The sequence below is a fragment of the Knoellia flava TL1 genome (genome assembly GCF_000768675.1).
Classification (GTDB): domain Bacteria; phylum Actinomycetota; class Actinomycetes; order Actinomycetales; family Dermatophilaceae; genus Knoellia; species Knoellia flava.
In genome coordinates this window covers 47,698-65,203 of record NZ_AVPI01000018.1, presented here as the reverse complement: position 1 = coordinate 65,203, position 17,506 = coordinate 47,698, and the positions used below count along the sequence as shown (strand labels likewise).

The 17,506-nt window shown below is 72.0% G+C and carries 17 protein-coding genes; 12 read left to right on the top strand and 5 right to left on the bottom strand.

Annotation, left to right across the window (positions count from 1 at the left end; genetic code table 11):
* Nucleotides 1–3: 3 nt before the first annotated feature.
* Genes N798_RS07880 through N798_RS07870 form a run of 3 tightly spaced genes read left to right on the top strand, consistent with a single transcriptional unit; the run spans nucleotide 4 to nucleotide 2,749 of the window.
* Nucleotides 4–1,341 carry a 3-oxoacyl-ACP reductase gene (locus N798_RS07880; protein WP_035947580.1) on the top strand — a complete coding sequence of 446 codons (1,338 nt, stop codon included), beginning with the start codon at nucleotides 4–6 and terminating at the stop codon, nucleotides 1,339–1,341.
* Nucleotides 1,341–2,195, top strand: coding sequence for a MaoC/PaaZ C-terminal domain-containing protein (locus N798_RS07875; protein WP_035947578.1), 855 nt, complete (start codon nucleotides 1,341–1,343; stop codon nucleotides 2,193–2,195). Before N798_RS07880 ends, N798_RS07875 begins: the two co-directional genes overlap by 1 nt.
* Nucleotides 2,196–2,227: 32 nt before the next feature.
* A complete protein-coding gene (locus tag N798_RS07870; protein ID WP_084100303.1) occupies nucleotides 2,228–2,749 on the top strand; it encodes a matrixin family metalloprotease in 522 nt (173 codons plus the stop codon).
* Here the strand turns inward: N798_RS07870 and N798_RS07865 are convergent.
* The 3 genes from N798_RS07865 to N798_RS07855 are packed head-to-tail and all read right to left on the bottom strand — an operon-like array spanning nucleotide 2,716 to nucleotide 5,751.
* Complete coding sequence (locus tag N798_RS07865; RefSeq protein ID WP_035947574.1) at nucleotides 2,716–4,596, bottom strand: alpha/beta hydrolase family protein; 1,881 nt, start codon at nucleotides 4,594–4,596, stop codon at nucleotides 2,716–2,718. The genes N798_RS07870 and N798_RS07865 overlap by 34 nt on opposite strands.
* 18 nt (nucleotides 4,597–4,614) lie before the next feature.
* Nucleotides 4,615–5,367 (bottom strand): hypothetical protein, encoded by a 753-nt coding sequence (locus N798_RS07860; protein WP_035947607.1) that lies wholly within the window; start codon nucleotides 5,365–5,367, stop codon nucleotides 4,615–4,617.
* A gap of 54 nt (nucleotides 5,368–5,421) precedes the next feature.
* Nucleotides 5,422–5,751, bottom strand: coding sequence for a putative quinol monooxygenase (locus tag N798_RS07855; RefSeq protein WP_035947572.1), 330 nt, complete (start codon nucleotides 5,749–5,751; stop codon nucleotides 5,422–5,424).
* A gap of 169 nt (nucleotides 5,752–5,920) precedes the next feature.
* On the opposite strand from N798_RS07855, the gene thrS reads away from it, so the two are divergent.
* The 9 genes from thrS to N798_RS07810 all read left to right on the top strand — a co-directional run bounded on the left by thrS (nucleotide 5,921) and on the right by N798_RS07810 (nucleotide 14,281).
* Nucleotides 5,921–7,906, top strand: a complete 1,986-nt coding sequence (thrS, locus tag N798_RS07850; RefSeq protein WP_035947571.1) for a threonine--tRNA ligase — start codon at nucleotides 5,921–5,923, stop codon at nucleotides 7,904–7,906.
* Nucleotides 7,907–7,930: 24 nt separating this feature from the next.
* The gene (locus N798_RS07845; RefSeq protein WP_052117044.1) at nucleotides 7,931–8,398 is read left to right on the top strand and encodes a GNAT family N-acetyltransferase; all 468 of its coding nucleotides are present in this window, start codon (nucleotides 7,931–7,933) and stop codon (nucleotides 8,396–8,398) included.
* 249 nt (nucleotides 8,399–8,647) lie between these two features.
* Nucleotides 8,648–9,214: an HIT family protein gene (locus N798_RS07840; protein WP_035947570.1), complete on the top strand. Its 567-nt coding sequence runs from the start codon at nucleotides 8,648–8,650 to the stop codon at nucleotides 9,212–9,214.
* A gap of 26 nt (nucleotides 9,215–9,240) precedes the next feature.
* Nucleotides 9,241–9,882: a phosphatidylinositol phosphate synthase gene (pgsA, locus tag N798_RS07835; protein WP_035947569.1), complete on the top strand. Its 642-nt coding sequence runs from the start codon at nucleotides 9,241–9,243 to the stop codon at nucleotides 9,880–9,882.
* Nucleotides 9,879–10,829, top strand: a complete 951-nt coding sequence (locus N798_RS07830) for a phosphatidylinositol mannoside acyltransferase (RefSeq protein WP_229708252.1) — start codon at nucleotides 9,879–9,881, stop codon at nucleotides 10,827–10,829. The genes pgsA and N798_RS07830 overlap by 4 nt, the downstream gene beginning before the upstream one ends.
* The gene (locus N798_RS07825; protein ID WP_035947568.1) at nucleotides 10,826–12,016 is read left to right on the top strand and encodes a glycosyltransferase family 4 protein; all 1,191 of its coding nucleotides are present in this window, start codon (nucleotides 10,826–10,828) and stop codon (nucleotides 12,014–12,016) included. The genes N798_RS07830 and N798_RS07825 overlap by 4 nt, the downstream gene beginning before the upstream one ends.
* The gene (locus N798_RS07820) at nucleotides 12,016–12,609 is read left to right on the top strand and encodes a hypothetical protein (protein ID WP_035947567.1); all 594 of its coding nucleotides are present in this window, start codon (nucleotides 12,016–12,018) and stop codon (nucleotides 12,607–12,609) included. The genes N798_RS07825 and N798_RS07820 overlap by 1 nt, the downstream gene beginning before the upstream one ends.
* Nucleotides 12,610–12,630: 21 nt before the next feature.
* On the top strand, nucleotides 12,631–13,566 hold the full coding sequence (gene pdxS / locus N798_RS07815) for a pyridoxal 5'-phosphate synthase lyase subunit PdxS (RefSeq protein WP_035947565.1): 936 nt from the start codon (nucleotides 12,631–12,633) through the stop codon (nucleotides 13,564–13,566).
* Nucleotides 13,567–13,714: 148 nt separating this feature from the next.
* Nucleotides 13,715–14,281: a hypothetical protein gene (locus tag N798_RS07810; protein WP_035947564.1), complete on the top strand. Its 567-nt coding sequence runs from the start codon at nucleotides 13,715–13,717 to the stop codon at nucleotides 14,279–14,281.
* A gap of 110 nt (nucleotides 14,282–14,391) precedes the next feature.
* On the opposite strand, the gene fdhD is transcribed toward N798_RS07810, so the two are convergent.
* Together fdhD and N798_RS07800 are read right to left on the bottom strand one after the other, a co-directional pair.
* Complete coding sequence (gene fdhD, locus N798_RS07805; RefSeq protein ID WP_035947563.1) at nucleotides 14,392–15,201, bottom strand: formate dehydrogenase accessory sulfurtransferase FdhD; 810 nt, start codon at nucleotides 15,199–15,201, stop codon at nucleotides 14,392–14,394.
* Nucleotides 15,201–17,489 carry an FdhF/YdeP family oxidoreductase gene (locus N798_RS07800; RefSeq protein WP_035947562.1) on the bottom strand — a complete coding sequence of 763 codons (2,289 nt, stop codon included), beginning with the start codon at nucleotides 17,487–17,489 and terminating at the stop codon, nucleotides 15,201–15,203. Before N798_RS07800 ends, fdhD begins: the two co-directional genes overlap by 1 nt.
* Nucleotides 17,490–17,506: the final 17 nt, after the last annotated feature.

Genomic DNA, 17,506 nt, shown 5'->3' with positions numbered 1-17,506 from the left:
CCCATGGCGTTCGACTACGGACAGTTCGTCAGCAGCGGCATCGGCAAGCAGCTGGCCACGACGCTCGGCCTTCCGCGCCCCTCCCGCCTGCGCCGCCACACGCTGGGAGGCTCTCTCGTCCCGGGCGAGGTCCTCGTCGCCGGCCACGGTGACGCACCCGTCGCCGAGCGGGTGCGACACCTCCTCGCCGACGCCGGCGTGACGGTGGCGTCCCAGCCCTCGACCTCGGTGGCGGGCGTCGTCCTCGACCTCACCGCCATCGAGACAGCGGCCGACCTCGAGACCCTGCGTGGTGTCGTCGGGCCGGCTCTCAAAGTGCTCGCCCCGACCGGCCGCGTCATCGTCATCGGTCGCCCGCCGCAGACTGCGACCTCGGTTGCCCAGGCGGCCGCCCGTCGCGCCGTCGAGGGCATCGTCCGCTCGGTCGGCAAGGAGATGCGCGGTGGCGGCACGGCCAACACCGTCCTCGTCGCCGAGGGCGCCGACACGGGGGTCGACGCGACGATCCGCTTCCTGCTCTCCGGGCGCTCGGCCTACGTGTCGGGTCAGGTCTTCTCGGTCTCCGCGCCGGTCGCCGACGTTGTCGCCCCGGCCGACTGGGACCAACCGCTGGCCGGCAAGGTCGCCGTCGTCACCGGCGCCGCCCGCGGCATCGGCGCCGCCATCGCCGACACCCTGGCGCGCGACGGCGCGACCGTCGTCGCGGTCGACGTCCCGGCCGCCGGCGGTCCGCTCGCCGAGGTCGCCAACCGCGTCGGCGGCACCGCGCTCCAGCTCGACGTCACAGCCCCGGACGCCGGGTCGCGCATCGTCGAGCACGCGCAGGCGCGGCACGGTGGCCTCGACATCGTCGTCCACAACGCCGGCATCACCCGTGACAAGCTCCTCGCCAACATGGATGCCGACCGCTGGGGCTCGGTCGTCGACGTCAACCTGATGTCGATCCTGCGGATGAACGAGGCACTGATCCCGGCCATGAACGACGGTGGCCACATCGTCAACGTCTCCTCGACCTCTGGCGTCGCGGGCAACCGCGGCCAGAGCAACTACGCCGCCTCCAAGGCGGGTGTCATCGGCATGACCGCCGCGCTCGCCGCCGACAAGCGCGTCCTCGACAAGGGGATCACCGTCAACGCCGTCGCCCCGGGCTTCATCGAGACCGAGATGACGGCCAAGGTCCCGCTCGCCACCCGCGAGGTCGGCCGGCTCATGAACTCACTGTCGCAGGGCGGCCAGCCGGTCGACGTCGCCGAGACGATCGGCTACTTCGCCTGGGACGCCAACCGCGCCGTCACCGGCAACACCGTGCGGGTCTGCGGCCAGATGCTCCTGGGGGCGTGATGGCACAGCAGGAGACCTTCGACTCCGCACCCACCCTCGCCAAGGTCTTCGTGCGCGCGGCGCTGGCCGGCAAGAAGTCCGGGTCGACGCTCCCCGCGAGCGAGCTCGTGCTCAAGGGGCACACCGTGGACCGCGAGCACCTGCTCGACTACCAGCGGCTGTGCGGCTTCGGCGTCGACGACGTCCTGCCGCACACCTACCCGCACATCCTCGGGTTCCCGCTGCAGGCCGAGCTCATGGCGCGCAAGGCCTTCCCGCTGCCGCTCGTCGGGCTCGTGCACGTCGAGAACGTCATCACCGTCCGGCGGACCCTCACCGCCGACGACGTGCTCGACGTGTCGGTGCACGCGGAGGACCTGCGCGACCACCCGAAGGGCCGGCAGGTCGACCTCGTCACCGAGGTGAGCGTCGACGGGGAGTCCGTCTGGAGCGGCCGGTCGACCTACCTCGCCCGCGGGCGCGGCAACCCGGACGCCGAGCGCGGCACCGAGGCGCCACCCATCCCGACAGGTGTCGCCGCCGCGCAGTGGCGCCTGCAGGGCGACCTCGGGCGCCGGTATGCGGCGGTCTCGGGTGACGTCAACCCGATCCACATGCACCCGCTCACCGCGAAGGCCATGGGGTTCCCGAAGGCGATCGCCCACGGCATGTGGACCTCGGCCCGGGTGCTCGCCGCCCTTGGCCGGTCGGTCAACGGACCGAGCACGTCGCACGTGTGGTTCCGCAAGCCGGTGCTCCTGCCGGGGTCGGTCGACCTCGTCGTCGACCGGGGCTCCCAGCCGGTCGTCGCGGGGCTCCGGTCCACCCGGAAGCCCGAGACCGAGCACCTCGTGCTCACCTTCGCCCGCCGCTGACGCCGAGGTCCCGGGGCCTCTACGCTCGGCGGATGAGGTCTGCGTCGGTCGTGGCCGCCGTCGCCGCCGGCGTGCTCTGCGCCGGAGGTGGCACGGTGGTCATGGCCCAGCGGCAGTCGTCGGTCGCGCCGGTCGCCACGTGGCAGCAGCCCGTGGTCACCATCGACGACCGACAGGCGGTGGCAGCGGCACAGCAGTGGAACGCACCGTTCCTCGTCCGCTACGGCACCATCGACCCCGACATCGACGTCGTGCGTGGCGTGACCACGAACGACTCGACCACGGGTGCAGACGTCGGGGGCAAGGCCTTCCCGCCGACCCTCGACGGCGACCGGATCACGGGGTGCGTCATCCTCGTCCACCACCGGCACGTCAGCGACGCCGTCCTCGCGCACGAGGTCGGCCACTGCTTCGGACTGCACCACAGTGCGGACCCCGCACGGCTCATGCACGAGGTCACCGGTGCTCCCGGGTCGGCGGTCGGCGTCACCGACGCCGACCGTGCAGCGTTGAAGAGCCTCTACGCAGGGGTGAAGCCGAAGACCCGTCCATAGAAGGCGAGCTCGCGACCCAGCGAGTCCTCGATCGCCGAGGCCGCACGGAAGCCGTGACCCTCGTCGGGATAGAGGACGAGGTCGACCTCCTGCCCGGCGGCCCGCATCGCGGCGGCCATCGTCTCGGCCTGCGCCGGCGGGACGACCTCGTCGATGCCGCCCTGGAGCAGCAGCACGGCGCCGTGCACCGAGTCGAGGTGGTGGATCGGCGACCGGTCGACGTAGGTCTCCTTCGCCTCCGGGTAGGGCCCGACCATCTGGTCGAGGTAGCGCGACTCGAACTTGTGCGTGTCGCTCGCGAGCGCCTCGAGGTCGGCCACGCCGAAGTAGCTCGTGCCGGCAGCGAAGGCGTCGCTCGTCGTGAGCGCCCGCAGGACGGCATACCCTCCGGCGCTCCCGCCGCGAATGGCGAGCCGCGCGCCGTCGACGAGTCCAGCCTCGGCGAGCGAGCGAGCGCCGGTGACGATGTCGTCGTTGTCGACGACCCCCCACTGGCCGCGGAGCCGGTTGCGGTAGTCGCGGCCGTAGCCGGTGCTGCCCGAGTAGTTGACGTCGAGCACGGCGAAGCCGCGAGTCGTCCAGAACGCGCGGCCCAGCTGGAGCCCGGCCTCGGTCCGCGCCGTCGGCCCGCCGTGGACGAGAACGAGCAACGGCGGGAGCTCGCCCTCGGGCCCGGTAGCGTCCGGCGACGTCGGCGGGAGGAAGACGCCATGCGCCTCGAGACCCTCGCTGTTGGTCCAGGTCCACGGCTGCGCCGTGCTCGCGTATGCCGGGTCGAGCCCCTCGTCGCGGCTGCGCCTCAGCGGCGTCCACGGTCCGTCGACCGGGCCGCGCACGATGACGGGCAGCTCCGAGAGGGTGCCCACCCGGAAAGCCACCTCGTCGCCCGTGGCCTGGAGGTGGTCGAACTGGACGCCGTCGACGTCGAGCTCGGTGATGCTGCCCGACCGGGGATCGAGGACGCCGAGGTGCCCCGCCTCGTCGGCCCACCAGTGGACGAGGCCTCGTCCGTCGTCGAGGGGCGCGTGGTCACTCATGCCGAGCACCCACTGCGGCGTCATGAGGTCGGCCTCGACGGAGTGGAGGGCCTGCGTCCCGGATCCGGTGTGCCGCTTGAGGTTCCACCACCCGGAGTCGTCGGACGCGAACCAGAGCGAGCCGTCCGGTGCGAACCTCGGCTGGCCGACCGAGACCTCGTCGTCCCCGGCCACGACCGACCAGTCGAGGGGGCCCGCGTCGGTGAGGGTGGCGCGGCGGAGGGTCGTGGTGTCCCACGGCAGGTTCGGGTGGTCCCACGTGACGACGGCGACCTCGGTCCCGTCCTCGGAGAGCGCCGCGCGCGAGACGAAGTCGGTGCCTTGCCAGATCACCCGCCCGCCGTCGTCGTTGCCGCCGTCGAGGGTGAGCTGCACGAGGGTGTTGACGGGCTCGCCGTCGGTGGAGTGGTCCTCGCGCACGGCGAGGACGAACCCGTCGCCGAGCACGAGGCCGCCGTAGCGGAACCCGCCCTCGGGGGTGATGGCGCGCAGCTCGCCGTCCTCGACGACGTGGACCCGCAGGTCCGGGATCGTGGCGACGACGACGACACCGGACCGGACGGCATACGCGCCTCCGCCGTACTCGTGCACCCGGGACCGCACGTTGACGCCCTCGCCGACGACGTCCTCGACCTCGCCGGTCGCACCGACGTGCCGGACGAGCGCGACGCGGCCCGCCTCCCAGGGTCGCGACTCGAGCCAGTAGGTGTCGGCACCGTCGACGCGCACCTCGTCGAGCATGCGCGTCGCCGCGGTGAGCGCGGCAGGGGAGAGGGGCGACGGCCAGGAGCCGAAGGGCAGATCGGGCATGGCCGCCAACCTAGAGCCTCAGATGCGGTGGTGCACCCACACACCCGGCTCCACGTAGACCGCGTGGTCGTGCTCGACGCTGACGTGCACCGGGTTGAGCGCGAACGGCACCTCGACGTCGCCGCTCCGCTCGAACGGCAGCCCGGTCCAGCGGCGCCACTCGGCGAGCGTCCCGGAGATCGTCATCGCGCGAGGGCACACCTTGACGACCTCGCCGCCGACGCGGACGTGCAGCCGCAGCCACGGGTCCTCCGGCAGCCCGTCCTCGCGCATGCGGGTGACGTAGTCGGTCATCGGCAGGTGGGGATGGAGGTGCTTGAGGCTCGGGCGCACCGGCGCGACGAGGTCGTGGAACCCGTGGCGAGCGGCGTTGCGGCGCTTGTGCTCGAGCATGACCGAGGCGAGCCCCGTGCCCTGGAGGTCCTGGCGGATGGCGACCTCGAGAGCGGACACGTGCGTCGGCTCGCGCCCGGCCACCTCGTCGTAGAACGCCCACGTGATGACGCCGTCCCACCCGTCGTCGGGCAGCTCGGAGCGCCCGAGGTCCTCACCCATCGCGAACGGGATCGAGTGCGACTTCGCCACGAGCCGCTCCGGGTCCGCTGCGTCCCACGCGACGAGGGTCCACGCGGCGAACGTCGTCGCGGCCCGCGAGTAGTACTGGTCGCTCACCGGGTCCCACTTCATGAACTCCGGCCACGGGTCGTCGAACTCGCGCAGCAGCGGAGCGAGGTCCGGGCGGTCCGCGAGGCTGGCGACGACGAGCTCCATGCCCGAACCGTAGAGCGGCACGGCTCCCTGCCGCATGCCTATTTCGGGTTCGGCTCAGGCGTCGTCGACGGCCATCTCGCCCAGCTCGGACCACTCGGTCCCCGGCACGGTGGCGTTGACGATGCGCGGCGTCGCGGCGAGGTGCGGCGGCAGGTGGCGCTGGGCCGCGCGGAAGTGGTCCGAGCCGACGTGCGCTGCCCCCGCCTCGTCGTCGCGGAACGCCTCGACGAGGACGTACTCGTTGGGGTCGTCGAGGCTGCGCGACCAGTCGAACCACAGGCACCCGGGCTCGGCGCGGGTCGCCTCGGTGAACTCGCGCGAGATCTCGGGCCAGTGGTCGGCGTGCTCGGGACGGACGAGGAAGCGGGCGGTGATGAAGATCAAGAGGGCTCCTTCGGGTGGCGTGTTGCGGTGTCGTCGGGGCGGGTTCGACCCTAGCCACAGCGTCGGAACTGCGTCGCACCCCTCCTACGGCGGCGGATAGCATCGGTATGCCGTGTCGGGACGTCCGCACACGGCATACGTTCCGCAGTTCCCACCCCAGGAGAAGCCTGTGTCATCCCAGATCAGCGTCCACGTCGCCGGAGACGAGCGATCGGTGGACCCGGGGACGACGGCGGGCGAGCTCTTCGAGGGACAGCGAGACGTCCTCGTCGCGCGGGTCGGTGGCGAGCTGCGCGACCTCGCGCACGTCCTCGCCGACGGCGACGTCGTCGAGCCGGTGACCGCGCAGGAGCAGGACGGGCTGGACGTGCTGCGTCACAGTGCCGCCCACGTCCTCGCGCAGGCCGTGCAGCAGGTCAACCCGGACGCCAAGCTCGGGATCGGGCCGCCCGTCCGCGACGGCTTCTACTACGACTTCGATGTCGCCGAGCCGTTCACCCCCGAGGACCTCAAGGCCCTCGAGAAGGTCATGCAGAAGATCGTCAACGAGGGCCAGACCTTCGTGCGGCGCGAGGTCAGCGACGACGACGCGCTCGTCGAGCTGAAGGACGAGCCCTACAAGTGCGAGCTCATCGGGCTCAAGGGTGGCGCGGCAGGGGACAAGGCCGAAGGCGCCGACGTCGAGGTCGGTGGCGCGCAGCTCACGATCTACGACAACGTCCGTCGTGACGGCACCCGCGCGTGGGGCGACCTCTGCCGCGGGCCCCACGTGCCCACCACCAAGGTGCTCGGCAACGCCTTCAAGGTCATGCGCAGCGCTGCGGCGTACTGGCGCGGGTCCGAGAAGAACCCTCAGCTCCAGCGCATCTACGGCACCGCGTGGCCGACCAAGGACGACCTCAAGGCCTACCTCGACCGCCTCGCCGAGGCCGAGAAGCGCGACCACCGCAAGCTCGGCGCCGAGCTCGACCTCTTCAGCTTCCCTGACGAGATCGGCTCCGGCATGGCCGTCTTCCACCCCAAGGGTGGCGTCATCAAGCGGGAGATGGAGGACTACGTCCGCCGCCGCCACATCGAGGAGGGCTTCGACTACGTCGGCACCCCGCACATCAGCAAGGACGGGCTCTTCCACACCTCGGGACACCTGCCCTACTACGCCGACACGATGTTCCCGCCGATGGAGCTCGAGCACGCGGAGTACCGCCTCAAGGCGATGAACTGCCCGATGCACAACCTCATCTTCCGGTCGCGCGGGCGCTCCTACCGCGAGCTGCCGCTGCGCTTTTTCGAGTTCGGGTCGGTCTACCGCTACGAGAAGTCCGGCGTCGTCCACGGCCTGACGCGCGTACGGGCGATGACCCAGGACGACTCGCACTCCTACGTCACCCCGGAGCAGGCGCCGGCCGAGGTCGAGCACCTCCTCGACTTCGTCACCGGGCTGCTCAAGGACTTCGGCCTCGACGACTACTACTTCGAGCTGTCCACCCGCGACGAGGACGGCGAGAAGGCGGACAAGTTCATCGGCTCGGCCGAGCAGTGGGAGACCGCCACCCGAGTCCTCGAGGAGACCGCCGGCAAGTACGGCGTCGACCTCGTGCCCGACCCCGGCGGCGCCGCGTTCTACGGCCCGAAGATCTCGGTGCAGGCGCGCGACGCCATCGGCCGCACCTGGCAGATGTCGACGATCCAGTACGACTTCAACCAGCCCGAGCGGTTCGGCCTCGAGTACCAGGCGTCCGACGGCTCGCGCCAGCAGCCGGTGATGATCCACTCGGCGAAGTTCGGGTCGATCGAGCGCTTCATCGGCGTCCTCGTCGAGCACTACGCCGGCGCGTTCCCGGTGTGGCTCAGCCCGGTCCAGGTGCTGGGCGTGCCCGTCGCGGACGAGTACAACGACTACCTCTGGGACGTCCTGTCGCAGATGAAGGCCAAGGGCATCCGCGTCGAGCTCGACGAGAGCGACGACCGCTTCCCCAAGAAGATCCGCAACGCGAGCAAGTCGAAGGTGCCGTTCATCCTCATCGCCGGTGAGGAGGACCGGGCGGCCGGCGCCGTCTCCTTCCGCTACCGCGACGGTTCGCAGAAGAACGGCGTTCCCGTCGCGGACGCCGTCGCCGAGGTGCTCGCGGCCGTCGAGTCGCGCGCCCAGGTCTGACCGGGAGCCGGCGAGGTGGGTCGAGTGCAGGACGCCGGGATCCGCCTCGCCGAGCCCCGTGACGCGTTCGCGGTCGCGGCCCTCACCCTCCAGGACGACCGCGAGTGCGGCGCCGTCGCCGAGCCGGGGTTCCTCGACCGGTACGCCGACGCGTGGCTCGCGGACCGGGCGAGGGTGACGTTCGTCGCCGAGGCCGCCGACGGCCGGCCGCTCGGGATGGTGACGGCTGCCGTGATGACAGCCCTGCCGAGCTCGCGGCGGCCGGCCTACCGGTGGCTGCACGTCTCGTTGCTCTTCGTCACCGCCGACGCCCGAGGGGTGGGCCTCGGCGGGCGGCTGCTCGGCACGCTTCAGCAGTGGTGCATGGACAACGGGGTGAACCGCGTGCAGCTCATCGCGGCGCCGGAGGCACGCACCCTCTACGAGCGCGCCGGGTTCCTCCCGCCGGCGGACGACCGCCTCGAGTGGCAGGTGCCCGAAGACCGCGACTGACGGCATACGCGTCATCGACCGGGCCGCGCCGCCTGCGCGACTGGCGAGAAGCCACAACGGAACCCCTCTCCCGTGGCAGATCCCCACGAACCGCGAACTCGGTGCACGTCGGACACAACCTCCGCGCCCCCGCGCACGTCTGAGGTGGTGGAGGGGGTTCGGCGTCCCGGTGCAGGGGTCGTGGCGCCGAGCTCCTCCACGACGGACCGGGCCGGTGGGGGCCGAGCAGCCCGTGTCTAGGATCGGTGCATGACGGACGAGCGGCCCGGCGACGACATCCCGACCGAGGCCGAGCACGAGCTGGTCGGCGTGCCCGACGGCTTCGACCGGCTCTGGACGCCTCACCGCATGGCCTACATCACGGGGGAGCGGCCCTCGAAGGAGGCCGGCGACGGCTGCCCCTTCTGCTCCGCCCCCGAGCGCGACGACGAGGACGGGCTCATCGTCCACCGCGGCGAGCACTGCTACGTCGTCATGAACCTCTTCCCCTACAACCCCGGTCACGTCCTCGTCTGCCCCTACCGCCACGTCTCCCTCTACGTCGACCTCACCGATGACGAGACGACCGAGTTCACCCGGCTCACCAAGTCGGCCGTGCGCGCGCTCGAGGCCTCGTCGGGTCCGCAGGGGTTCAACATCGGCATGAACCAGGGCGCGGTCGCGGGCGCCGGCGTCGCCGCGCACCTGCACCAGCACATCGTCCCGCGCTGGGGCGGCGACATGAACTTCCTGCCGGTCGTCGGGCAGACCAAGGCCCTGCCCGTCCTGCTCGAGGACGCGCGCTCCCGACTCGCGGCGGCCTGGCCGGGGGAGTGAGCGTCGCCCACTAGGCTGACGCCACCATGCTCAACAAGTACGCGCGCCCCTTCTTCACGAAGCTCTTCACGCCGCTCGCCTCGCTGCTCGTCCGCCTCGGGGTGAGCCCCGACGTCGTGACGATCGTGGGCACTCTCGGCGTGAGCCTGGGTGCGCTCGTGTTCTATCCGCGTGGCGAGTTCCTCGTCGGCACGCTCGTCATCACGGCCTTCGTCTTCTCCGACACCGTGGACGGGATCATGGCGCGCGGCTCCGGCCGCTCGAGCACGTGGGGCGCCTTCCTCGACTCGACGCTCGACCGGGTCGCCGACGCCTCGATCTTCGGGGGGCTTGTCCTCTTCTATGCCGGTGGCCAGCTGCTCCGGCCGGGCGGCGCCCTCGAGGTGCGCGCCGGCATCATGGCCGCCCTCGCCCTCACCTGCCTCATCCTCGGCATGGTCGTCTCCTACGCCAAGGCCCGCGCGGAGGGGCTCGGCATGACCGCCAACGTCGGCATCGCCGAGCGTGCCGAGCGGCTCGTCGCGGTCCTCGTGACGACCGGTCTCGTGGGCTGGTTCCTCCCCGAGGTCTTCCTCACCATCGTGCTGGCGCTGCTCGCCCTCGCGAGCTTCATCACGGTCGTGCAGCGGATGCTCGAGGTCCGCCGGCAGGCGCTCGACGTCGCGTGACCCCGCTCCCCGCAGCCCTGGTCTCCCGGGCCACCGACGCCGTGACCGTGGCCGGCTTCCGGGTCGGCTGGTCCCTCATCCGTCGTATGCCGGAGCGCGCGGCATACGCGCTCTTCGACCGGATCGCGGACCTCACCGTCGCCCGCGGAGGCGCGGCGCGCCTGCGCGAGAACTACGCGACGGTCCGGCCCGAGCTGGGTGACGAGGACCTCGACGCCCTCGTGCGCGAGGGGATGCGGGCCTACATGCGCTACTACTGCGAGGCCTTCCGGCTTCCCGTGCTCACGCCCGCCGAGCTCGCCACGCGGGTGCGCGTCGAGGGTGACGGGCCGGTGCGCGAGGTGCTCGGCGAGGGCGGGTCCGTCGTGTGCTTCCTCGGCCACCTCGGCAACTGGGACCTCGCCGGGGCCTGGGGAGCGGTGCACCTCGGACCGGTGACGACCGTGGCCGAGCGGCTCGAGCCCGAGGAGGTCTTCGAGGAGTTCCTCGCCTTCCGCACCGGGCTCGGGATGACCATCCACCCACTCACGGGTGGCCCGGCGCCCTTCCCGCTGCTGCGCGACGCGGCCCGCGCCCGCGGCCTCATCCCGCTCCTCGCCGACCGCGACCTGTCGCGCGACGGTGTCGAGGTCGACTTCTGCGGCGAGCCGGCCCGCATGGCAGCGGGCCCCGCAGCGCTGGCGCTGGCCGGGCGCCGCCCGCTGCACCCCGTGTCGATCCGGCACGAGCGGCGGGGGAGCGGCTGGGGGATCATCATCACCTTCCACGAGCCGGTCGCCGTCCCGGCCACGGGCACGACCCGCGAGAAGGTCGCCGCCATGACGCAGGAGTGCGCCGACGCACTCGGCGAGACCGTGCGCACGTCGACCGCCGACTGGCACATGCTCCAGGCCGTCTTCACCAAGGACCTCGACCCCGAGCGCCTCGCCCGGGCGGGTGCGTCATGAGGATCGGGATCGTCTGTCCCTATGCCTTCGACGTCCCGGGCGGCGTGCAGTTCCACGTGCGCGACCTCGCCGAGTTCTTCCTCGCCGAGGGCCACGAGGTGCGCGTCCTCGCACCGGTCGACGACCCGGATGCCGAGCTGCCGGCATACGTCACGTCCTGCGGTCGCGCGGTGCCGGTGCGCTACAACGGGTCCGTCGCGCGCCTCACGTTCGGGCCGGTCACGTCGTCGCGAGTGAGCCGCTGGCTCGAGGACGGCGACTTCGACGTCCTCCACCTGCACGAGCCGATCACGCCGAGCGCCTCGCTCATGGCGCTGTGGGCCTCGACCGAACCCGTGGTCGCGACCTTCCACACGTCGAACCTGCGCTCCCGCGCGATGCACGCGGCCAACCCGCTGCTGCGCCCCTCGACCGAGAAGATCCGGGCGCGCATCGCGGTGTCGGAGGAGGCCCGGCGCACGGTGCGGCGCCACCTGGGTGGCGACGCCTACATCATCCCCAACGGCGTCGACACGAGCCGCTTCCGCCCCGACGGGGCCACGACTCGGTGGTCGGGCACGCCCGCCCGACCGGTCCTCGCCTTCCTCGGCCGGATCGACGAGCCGCGCAAGGGCCTGGCGGTGATCCTCGCCGCGATGCCCGGCATCCTCGACGCGCTTCCGGGCGTGCGGCTCGTCGTGGCGGGTCCGGGCGACGTCGAGGAGATCTCGGCGGGTCTCGACCCTCGGGTGCGGGCGGCGACGGAGTTCCTCGGCGCCGTCTCCGAGGACGACAAGGTGGCGCTGCTGCGCTCCGCGGACCTCTACGTCGCCCCGCACACCGGCGGTGAGAGCTTCGGCATCGTGCTCGTCGAGGCGATGGCCGCGGGCGCACCCGTCCTCGCGAGCGACCTCGAGGCGTTCACGGCCGTCCTCGGCGACGGGCCGGCGGGGCGGACCTTCCCCAACGGCGACAGCGCGGCCCTCGGGGAGGCGGTCGTCGGGCTCGTCGGCGACCCCGAGGAGCGCGCTCGACTGCGCGAGCTCGGGCTCCGGCGGGCCCGGTCGTTCGACTGGAACGTCGTGGCCCAACGGGTCATGGCCGTCTACGAGACCGTCATCGAGGGCGCCGACCACTCCCCGGTGGAGTCCGCACTCCGGTCCGGGCTGCTGGGCCGCCTGCGCTGGCCGACGAGAGGTGAAGCCTGATGACCGACATCGACGTCCTCCAGGTCGCGACGATCGTCGCGCTCGTCCTCCTCGCGGTGGCGTGGTACCTGTCGTACTCGGCGTCGCGACTCGACCGGCTCCATGCCAAGGTCGAAGGGGCCGTCTCGGCGCTCGACGCCCAGCTCGTGCGCCGGGCGGAGGCCACCCTCGAGCTCGCGACGAGCGGCGCGGTCGACCCCGCCACCTCGCTGCTCCTCGCCGACGCGGCGAGCGAGGCCCTCGAACGGCACACGCACCACCCGCTGAGCCACGACCCGCTCGACGGCCAGACCTTCGCCGGCCGCGAAGGGACCGAGACCAACCTCACCGAGGCGCTGCGCGCGGTGCTCGCCGAGGACACCGTGCAGGACCTGCGCCGCGATCCCGACAGCCCCGGAGCACTTGCCCTGGCGCGGGTCGAGTCGACCGCCCTGCGGGTCCAGCTGGCCCGCCGGTTCCACAACGACGCCGTCCGCGAGGTGAGGCGCGTGCGGGCCAAGGCCGTGGTGCGGCTCTTCCGTCTCGCGGGGCACGCAGCCCTCCCGCAACCGGTCGACCTCGACGACGAGCTTCCCCCTTCGGTGCTCGACTGAGGCAGTCCTACACTTGCGCGCATGAGTGAGAACAGCGCCGTCGAGAAGAGCGCAGCCGCAGTGCCCACGACCACCTCCCACACCGGCACGACACGGGTCAAGCGCGGCATGGCCGAGATGCTCAAGGGCGGCGTCATCATGGACGTCGTCAACGCCGAGCAGGCCAAGATCGCCGAGGACGCCGGCGCCGTCGCCGTCATGGCCCTCGAGCGGGTCCCGGCCGACATCCGGGCGCAGGGTGGCGTGTCCCGCATGTCCGACCCGGACATGATCGACGGCATCATCGAGGCCGTCTCGATCCCCGTCATGGCCAAGGCCCGCATCGGCCACTTCGTCGAGGCCCAGGTGCTCCAGTCCCTCGGCGTCGACTACATCGACGAGTCCGAGGTCCTCACCCCGGCCGACTACGCCAACCACATCGACAAGTGGCAGTTCACCGTGCCCTTCGTCTGCGGCGCGACCAACTTGGGCGAGGCCCTGCGCCGCATCACCGAGGGTGCCGCGATGATCCGCTCCAAGGGCGAGGCCGGCACCGGCGACGTCTCCAACGCCACGACCCACATGCGCAAGATCCGCGCCGAGATCCTCCGTCTGCACGGCCTGCCCGAGGACGAGCTCTACGTCGCGGCCAAGGAGCTGCAGGCCCCGTTCGACCTCGTCAAGGAGGTCGCGCAGGCGGGCAAGCTCCCCGTCGTCCTCTTCACCGCCGGTGGCATCGCGACCCCGGCCGACGCGGCGATGATGATGCAGCTCGGCGCCGAGGGTGTCTTCGTGGGCTCCGGCATCTTCAAGTCCGGCAACCCGGCCCAGCGTGCCGAGGCGATCGTCAAGGCGACGACCTTCCACGACGACCCCGACGTCATCGCCAAGGTGTCTCGCGGGCTCGGCGAGGCGATGGTCGGCATCAACGTCGACGAGATCCCCGAGCCGCACCGGCTCGCCGAGCGCGGCTGGTGACGCCGCGGTCCGCCTCGGACCGCATCGCGACCTCGTCGACCTCTCCGACCGCCGTCGCTGTCCCGCCCCGGGACGCGGCGGCGGTCCGGCGTTCGCGGTCTCGTCCAAACGCCCCGGGACGGCGGCCCGCCGCCGCTAGCCTCTCGCCATGACGACGGTGGGCAGTGGCATCGACGGCTCGGTGCTGCCCGAGCCGGCCGAGTGGCTCTTCGGTGGGTTCGGCCTCTTCGGGACGCTGCTCCCCGTCATCGTCGGGCTCGTGCTCCTCGGCGTCTACGTCAGGTCACGGGTGCCGCGAGTCCCGTTGACGACGGCGCCCGCAGCGTGGGCTGCGGGCCGCGCGCCCTCGACGGTGGGCGCGCCCCCGATCGGCCAGTGGAACGCCCGGGTCACCCCGCGGGGCTACCGCGAGCAGGACGGCGAGAGCGGTGTCGTCCGCCTCGAGAACGGCTGGTTCGGCTTCCACGTCGCCGGGGTGGCGACCCCGACGTGGATCGTGCCGGTGACCCACCTGCGCGCCGGCCTGCACAGCGTCTTCTCGCAGGCCGAGGTGTGGATCGACTCCGAGCAGACCGGACGGCTCAACCTCACGGTGAGCCACGAGCCGATCATGGTCCCCATCGGCAACGACCTGCGCAACGCCGGGCAGCGCCGTCACGCAGACGAGCTGCTCTGGCTGCTCCACCAGGCCGGCGCGACCATCGACCCCGCCTGACGCACCCAACTCACCAATTCCCCTCGTTCGGTACGGGGACGCCGCGTGCGCAACGGGAGGAATTGGCGAGTTGTGCACGGATGACGTCGGTCACCCGGTGCTAATGGGCATCAGTGGGGGATGCGGTGCGAGTGCGTGTAGACGCTCATCCGCCGGTCGCGGGCGAAGGCAACGAGGGTGACCCCAAGCCGGTCCGCGGCCTCGATCGCCAGCGACGACGGAGCGGACACGCAGGCGAGGACCGCCACCCCGGACACGGCGGCCTTCTGCACGATCTCGAAGCTCGCCCGGCTCGACACGACGAGCAGCCCACCCTCGGTGGGCACTCCCGCCACGAGCGCCCCGCCGAGCACCTTGTCGACGGCGTTGTGCCGCCCGACGTCCTCGCGGACGAGAGCCAACGGCTGACCGCCGGAGACCACGGCCAGACCGGCGCCGTGCGCCCCACCCGTCTTCGCGAACAGGGACTGCCGTGCCTGGAGCTCGTCGAGCGCGGCGGCCACTGTCGCCGCCTCCCACACGACCTCCGGCGGGCGGACCGTCACGACGGCGTCCACCGCGTCGACCGCGGTGGTTCCGCACAGCCCGCACCCGCCGAGCGAGGCGAGGTTGCGCGTCGACGTCGCGGCGAGTGCGTCACCGCGGTCGGGTACCTCGAGGTTGACGACGTTGAGCGTGTCGAGGTCGGAGCAGAACCGCGCCGAGACGACGTCCTCGCGCCGGGTGACGACGCCCTCCGCGCGGAGCAGCCCATGGGCGAGGTCGACATCGTGCCCGGGGGTGCGCATCGTCACGGTGAACGTCTCGCCGTTGACCCGCACCTCGAGCGGCTCCTCGCCGGCCACGGTGTCGATGGAGCGGGTGACCTCGCCGTCGAGGTCGATCCGCACGACCTTGTGCCGTGACGTGACGCGGCCCATCAGCGCGGCTCCAGACGGACGACGACCGACTTCGAGGTGGGCGTGTTGCTGCCCTTCGCGGTCGAGTCGAGGGGGACGAGCACGTTGGTCTCGGGGAAGTAGGCGGCGGCGCATCCCCTGGCCGTGGCGTAGGAGACGACCCGGAACTCCTCGGCCCGACGCTCGGTGAGCTCGTCGGCGCCGTCGACGCCCCGCCACTCGGACACGATGTCGACCACCTGGCCGTCGGCGAGCCCGAGCTCGGTGAGGTCGTCGGCGTTGACGAGGACGACGCGGCGCCCGCCCTTGACCCCGCGGTAGTGGTCGTCGAGGCCGTAGACCGTGGTGTTGTACTGGTCGTGGCTGCGGATCGTCTGGAGCAGCAGCCGCCCAGGCGGGCACGCCGGGAACTCGAGCGCGTTGACGGTGAACCGCGCTCGGCCACCCTCCACCTGGAACTCCCGCTCGCGGGGCGGCAGCGGCAGCCGGAACCCGCCCGGCTCGGCGATCCGCTCCTCGAACCGGTCGAAGCCCGGGACGACCCGAGAGATGTGCGTGCGGATCCGCCGGTAGTCACCCCGCAGCCCGGCCCAGTCCACTTGCGACGCAGGCAACGTGCGGCGGGCGAGCTCGCAGACGATGGCGACCTCGCTGAGCAGGGTGTCGCTCGCGGGGGCGAGCCGCCCGCGCGACGCGTGCACCATCGCCATCGAGTCCTCGACGGTGACGACCTGCTCGCCGGTGAGCTGGTCGTCGCGCTCGGTGCGCCCGAGCGTCGGGAGGATGAGCGCCTCGCGCCCGGTCACGGTGTGCGAGCGGTTGAGCTTGGTCGAGACGTGGCAGGTGAGCTCGGCCGCTTCGAGCGCCGACTCCGTGACCTCGGAGTCCGACATCGCCCGGACGAAGTTGCCGCCCATGGCGAAGAAGACCTTGGCCCGCCGGTCGCGCAGGGCCCGGACCGCCTCGACCGAGTCCACGCCGTGCTCGCGCGGCGAGGTGATGCCGAACTCGGCGTCGAGGGCGTCGAGGAACCCGTCGGCCGGGCGCTCGAAGATGCCCATGGTGCGGTCGCCCTGCACGTTGGAGTGGCCGCGCACGGGGCAGACGCCGGCACCCTCTCGACCGATGTGCCCGCCGAGGAGCAGCACGTTGAGCATCTCCTGGATGGTCGCGACCGCGTGCCGGTGCTGCGTGATGCCCATCGCCCAGCAGACGACGACCCGGTCGGCCGCCTCGAGCTCGGAGGCGAAGGCGCGGATCTCGTCCTCGGTCAGGCCGGTGGCGAGCAGGGTGGTGGGCCAGTCGATCTCGGCCCGTGCCGCGGCATACGCCTCGAACCCACTCGTGTGCGCGTCGACGAAGTCGCGGTCGACGGCCCCGCGCTCGACGAGCAGGTGGCCGACGGCCTGGAAGAGCGCCTGGTCACCGCCGAGGCGGATCGCGAGGTGCCGGTCGGCCAGCGGCGTCCCGCTGCCCACGACACCGCGCACCGTCTGCGGGTTGCGGAAGGTCTGGAGCCCGGCCTCGGGCAGCGGGTTGACCGAGACGACGCGGGCCCCGCGCTCCTTGGCGGCCTCGAGCGTCGACAGCATGCGCGGGTGGTTCGTCCCCGGGTTCTGCCCAGCGACGACGATGAGGTCGGCGGCGACGAGGTCGTCGAGCGACACCGTGCCCTTGCCGATGCCGATCGTCTCGAGCAGCGCCGTGCCGCTCGACTCATGGCACATGTTGGAGCAGTCGGGCAGGTTGTTGGTGCCGAGCTCGCGCACGAAGAGCTGGTAGACGAACGCGGCCTCGTTGCTCGTGCGGCCGGAGGTGTAGAAGATCGCCTCGTCGGGGCTGTCGAGCTCGCGCAGGTGCCGGGCGACGATCTCGAGCGCCCGCTCCCACGTCACCGGCTCGTAGTGCACGGCCCCCACCGGCTTGTGCATCGGCGTCGTGAGCCGGCCCTGCTGCCCGAGCCAGTGGTCGGACCGCTCCCGGAGCGAGTCGATCGAGTGCTCGGCGAAGAAGTCGGGACCGACCCGGCGGAGCGTCGCCTCCTCGGCCACGGCCTTGGCGCCGTTCTCGCAGAACTCGGCGACGTGCCGCTCACCGGGAGCGGGGTCGGGCCAGGCGCAGCCCGGGCAGTCGAAACCCTTGTCCTGGTTGAGCCTCAGCAGGGTGCGCGCCGACCGCACCGTCCCCATCTGCTCGACCGACATCTGCAGGGCACGCGCCACGGCCGGCACGCCGGCGGCGGTGGTCCGTCGTTCCTCGACCTCGAGGTCGGCGTCGCCGACGTCCTCCACGGGTGCTCTGCGTGCCATGCCCCCATCCTCTCCCG

What these genes read in the sequence shown, in the direction of transcription:
- N798_RS07880 (WP_035947580.1), top strand. Translation starts at nt 4, where the DNA reads ATGGCGTTCGACTACGGACAGTTCGTCAGCAGCGGCATCGGCAAGCAG.
- N798_RS07875 (WP_035947578.1), top strand. Translation starts at nt 1,341, where the DNA reads ATGGCACAGCAGGAGACCTTCGACTCCGCACCCACCCTCGCCAAGGTC.
- N798_RS07870 (WP_084100303.1), top strand. Translation starts at nt 2,228, where the DNA reads ATGAGGTCTGCGTCGGTCGTGGCCGCCGTCGCCGCCGGCGTGCTCTGC.
- N798_RS07865 (WP_035947574.1), bottom strand. Translation starts at nt 4,596, where the DNA reads ATGCCCGATCTGCCCTTCGGCTCCTGGCCGTCGCCCCTCTCCCCTGCC.
- N798_RS07860 (WP_035947607.1), bottom strand. Translation starts at nt 5,367, where the DNA reads ATGGAGCTCGTCGTCGCCAGCCTCGCGGACCGCCCGGACCTCGCTCCG.
- N798_RS07840 (WP_035947570.1), top strand. Translation starts at nt 8,648, where the DNA reads ATGACGGACGAGCGGCCCGGCGACGACATCCCGACCGAGGCCGAGCAC.
- pgsA (WP_035947569.1), top strand. Translation starts at nt 9,241, where the DNA reads ATGCTCAACAAGTACGCGCGCCCCTTCTTCACGAAGCTCTTCACGCCG.
- N798_RS07825 (WP_035947568.1), top strand. Translation starts at nt 10,826, where the DNA reads ATGAGGATCGGGATCGTCTGTCCCTATGCCTTCGACGTCCCGGGCGGC.
- N798_RS07820 (WP_035947567.1), top strand. Translation starts at nt 12,016, where the DNA reads ATGACCGACATCGACGTCCTCCAGGTCGCGACGATCGTCGCGCTCGTC.
- pdxS (WP_035947565.1), top strand. Translation starts at nt 12,631, where the DNA reads ATGAGTGAGAACAGCGCCGTCGAGAAGAGCGCAGCCGCAGTGCCCACG.
- N798_RS07810 (WP_035947564.1), top strand. Translation starts at nt 13,715, where the DNA reads ATGACGACGGTGGGCAGTGGCATCGACGGCTCGGTGCTGCCCGAGCCG.
- fdhD (WP_035947563.1), bottom strand. Translation starts at nt 15,201, where the DNA reads ATGGGCCGCGTCACGTCACGGCACAAGGTCGTGCGGATCGACCTCGAC.
- N798_RS07800 (WP_035947562.1), bottom strand. Translation starts at nt 17,489, where the DNA reads ATGGCACGCAGAGCACCCGTGGAGGACGTCGGCGACGCCGACCTCGAG.